Consider the following 3,545-nt stretch of genomic DNA (forward strand, 5'->3'; position numbering starts at 1 on the left):
GGCGTACGCAATGACCCGCTAGGACGCCTTCACCCACACTGCGGATCGCATCGACTAATCCACAAGCCAATCCAGCACCGAAAATCACCATCGGTCCCCAAGAAAGGACACCGACAATGGGACTTCTTGACACCAACGTTCCAGCCATGGTCTCGGCCGGCCACAGCTTCGGTCAGAACGTGGCCATCTACAAGAGCACCCTCGCCGCCGCTGAGCAATCCGCCCAGGCCGCCCAGGCCTTCCACAAGGGCGACTCGGCGGTGGCCTTCCAGGCGGCTCACGCCCGCTTCGTCGAAACCGCCAACAAGGTCAACGCGCTGCTGGCCATCGCCGAGCAGAACGTGCACGAAGGCGCGACCACCTACACCACCGCCGACACCAACGCGGCCGGCGAATACGTCATGTAGCAGCCCGGGGGCAACCCCGGCTACACACCCACTAGACGAAGCGAAAGGTACAGCTCATGAGCCAAATCACTTACCAGTACCCGGCGATGCTCGCGCACGTCGGCGAGATGCGGGGCCACAACGCCGCGCTGCGCTCGATCGGTTCCACCATCGGCACCGAGCAGGCCGCCTTGGCCGCCAACTGGCAAGGCGACACCGGTCAGACCGCCAACCAGTGGCTGAGCCAGTGGAACCAGGCGCAAGAGGAGCTTGCTCAGCGCCACAACAACCTGGTCGAGATCCACGAGCAGAACACGATGAACATGATGAACTACGACCAGAACGAAGCGGCCAAGTGGGTTTAACCCGGCGCAACTAGCTCCAACGCAGACAGGTGGGGCGGTCACCGTTTCGGGTGACCGCCCCACCTGCGCATTGGGCGACAGGGTCTTTCGACGCTGTCTGAGCTTCCGCCCCGTCCTGTCTCGCTCGCGAGGAAAACGACGTCGATCAGATCTTGTCCCAGGCGGTGGTGAGGGCCGCCAGGCGGTCGAGGGCGGCAACCACGTAATCAGAAATCGCACCTCCAGAGGAGTGACCGGCGCCCGGCACGATGTGCAGTTGCGCCCCCGGCCATTTCTGTGCCAGTTTCCAGGCGACGTCGGGTGGGCAGCTCAGGTCGAGGCGGCCGTGGATCAGAACTGCTGGAAGGTGCTTGATTCGGCTGACACCGGCAAGAAGCTCTCCCTCGGCTCGCCACGCCGTGTGTCGCCAATAGTGAGTGACCAAGCGCGCGAAGCACATTCGGAACCGCGGATCGTCATATCGTGGTATTGGCCGAGGCTCGGGTCCAAGGTTGACGTGGCTTTCCTCCCAGTCACACCAGTCACGGGCAGCCTTCTTGCGCACCTGCGCATCGGGGCTGGCCAGCAGCCGGGCGTATTGGTCCACCAGGGAACCGTTGCGCTCGTTGTCGGGTACGCCATCACGAAACCGCATCCATTCAGCGGGAAACAGCCGACCCACGTCGTGAGTAATCCATGCGACATCGCTCGGGCTGGTCGTCGTGACCGCCGTGAGGACCAGTCCAGTGATGCTGCCCGGGAACGCTTGGGCGTAGGCCAAGGCCAAGGTGGTGCCCCATGACCAGCCAACCAGCAACCACTGGGGCACGTCGAGATGTAAGCGCAGCAGCTCCATGTCGGCGATGAGGTGGTCGGTGGTATTGGCGCAGAGCTCCACGGCCGGATCGCCGGCGTGAGGTGTACTTCTGCCGCAGCCACGTTGATCGAACGCCACAATGCGGTAGCGCTCAGGGTCGAAAGGCCGGCGCAACCCCGGGCACACAGCCCGACCCGGGTCCGCCGTGGATGGTCAGTGCAGGGACGCCCTCGGGGTTTCCGCAGGACTCCCAATAGATTTGGTTACCGTCTCCCACGTCGAGCATGCCCGACTCATACGGCTCGATCGGCGGGTACAACTCGCCCATCGCCTCACCGTATCCACAACGGTTAGCCGGCGTCTCGCCACGGGTGCTCATCCAACATGGCAGCGACCACCTCAACGATCTCGGCATCCCGACTGTCACCACGGCCGGCCAGCCGCTCAACAGCGGCGGCGATGCGCTGTAGGAAGGCGCCGTAGACACTGGCGGCAGCGGTGGCGTAGCTATCGGCGGCCTGCACCTGCGGTGAACCCGTGTACCGCCCCGGCAGACCGCGCAATTGCTGAGCCAAATCCCAGGCTTGCTGCTGGACTGTGTGCACCAAGATGCGCACCCGCTCGATGTCCCACGGCTGACGCGCTTGCTGCTCGGCCACACCGGCTTCGAGCAGATAGTCGATCTCGCGGACCGCGGCCAACGCGTCTTCGATCGGGCCCGTGTGCGCCCGCAGCTCCGCTGTCGGGATAGGGACGCTCAAGGCAATCCCCAGCTGGCCCGGTTCCGCGAGGACAGCGGCCTGGGCGTCGGCTCGTGCCCTCCCGACTCGTTCGTCGGCGGCGAGATGGGCTGCCGCGATCTGTCGCTCGGCGTGCTCGTGTGCGGCGGCCACCCGCGCCTCCGCCTCCGCGCCGATGCGCTCAACTTCTGCCTGGGCCTGAGCTGTCGCAGCCTCGGCGTCGGCGAGTGCCTTCGCGATCCGTTCGTCGGCGGCCTGGCGGACCGCGGAGACCTGCCCCTCGGCCTGGCCGCGTGCTGCGGCCAGCTCGGCGGCGTGGTCGGCGTGGGCGCGTTCGAGTTGGCCGCGTAGTTCCTCGAGGGCTTGCTGGGCGGCCGCGCGTTCCTCGGCGCGTTCGGTGGCGCGTTGTTGGGCGCGTGCTTCTGCGGCGCGGGTGCGTTCGTGTGCTGCGGCCAATTCGCTGGCGTGGTCGGCGTGGGCGCGTTCGAGTTGGCCGCGTAGTTCCTCGAGGGCTTGTTGGGCGGCCGCGCGTTCCTCGGCGCGTTCGGTGGCGCGTTGTTGGGCGCGTGCTTCTGCGGCGCGGGTGCGTTCGTGTGCTGCGGCCAATTCGCTGGCGTGGTCCGCGTGTGCTTGTTCGAGGTCAGTGCGCAACTGCTGCAAGACCTGCTGTTCGGCCAGCCGTTGATCGGCGCGCTCTGCGTCTTTGCGCGCGGCTTCAGCCTGGATTGCGCGCACGCGTTGGCGGGAATCCTCAGCCACACGTGCGGACTGCTCGGCCTCGTCTCGGGCCATCTGCGCGGCCGCGTCAGCGTCCTGCTTGTCTTGCTCAGCTTGGCGGGCCTGGCGCTCGGCCGCGACGCGCAGCTGGTCTGCTTGGACGAGCCGCATCAGCGGGGACAAGCGCTTAGGGCCGGAGCCGAAGCGGTTGCGGTGGTCGACGAGCTCACGTTCGCTCATCGCCGCGACCCTGGCGACCTCTTCAGACGCGGGTATCCCGAGCTGGTCAGCGGCGGCCACCGCTGCCATCGCAGCACGCTTGGTTAATGCGGCCCACTCCTCGATATCGAGGTCCTCGATGTGCTGCTGCAACGTGGTCATCGGCGTCGCCTCCTGCCGCCGGTGGGGACCTGTTGGCGTGCAGTGCTGGGCTTGTCAGCTTCTGCAACCCCGGCTACGGGATGATCCGGCTCCGAGCCGGGTGGTTCATCAGCGTCGGCGCCGAATGCGGATGTCGCAGCCGGCGCCCCGGCTGCCGCGG

The 3,545-nt window shown here is 66.6% G+C and carries 5 protein-coding genes; 2 read left to right on the forward strand and 3 right to left on the reverse strand.

Annotated features, from left to right (window positions below; translation table 11 throughout):
- Positions 1-116: 116 nt before the first annotated feature.
- Both A9W96_RS01730 and A9W96_RS01735 read left to right on the forward strand, forming a co-directional pair.
- Positions 117-407, forward strand: a complete 291-nt coding sequence (locus A9W96_RS01730) for a WXG100 family type VII secretion target (protein WP_067137615.1) — start codon at positions 117-119, stop codon at positions 405-407.
- A 56-nt stretch (positions 408-463) separates the two neighbouring features.
- Positions 464-751 (forward strand): WXG100 family type VII secretion target, encoded by a 288-nt coding sequence (locus A9W96_RS01735; protein ID WP_036456385.1) that lies wholly within the window; start codon positions 464-466, stop codon positions 749-751.
- 145 nt (positions 752-896) lie between these two features.
- On the opposite strand, the gene A9W96_RS01740 is transcribed toward A9W96_RS01735, so the two are convergent.
- From A9W96_RS01740 to A9W96_RS01745, 3 genes are read right to left on the reverse strand one after another with little or no spacing between them, the layout of a single operon-like run.
- On the reverse strand, positions 897-1,685 hold the full coding sequence (locus A9W96_RS01740; protein WP_231999563.1) for an alpha/beta fold hydrolase: 789 nt from the start codon (positions 1,683-1,685) through the stop codon (positions 897-899).
- A gap of 13 nt (positions 1,686-1,698) precedes the next feature.
- Positions 1,699-1,875 (reverse strand): hypothetical protein, encoded by a 177-nt coding sequence (locus A9W96_RS32450; protein WP_231999564.1) that lies wholly within the window; start codon positions 1,873-1,875, stop codon positions 1,699-1,701.
- Between the two features lie 22 nt (positions 1,876-1,897).
- Positions 1,898-3,385: a hypothetical protein gene (locus A9W96_RS01745; RefSeq protein ID WP_067137617.1), complete on the reverse strand. Its 1,488-nt coding sequence runs from the start codon at positions 3,383-3,385 to the stop codon at positions 1,898-1,900.
- Between the last annotated feature and the right edge of the window lie 160 nt (positions 3,386-3,545).

Origin of the sequence: Mycobacterium sp. 1245852.3, from assembly GCF_001669335.1 — a bacterium.
GTDB classification, from domain to species: domain Bacteria; phylum Actinomycetota; class Actinomycetes; order Mycobacteriales; family Mycobacteriaceae; genus Mycobacterium; species Mycobacterium europaeum_A.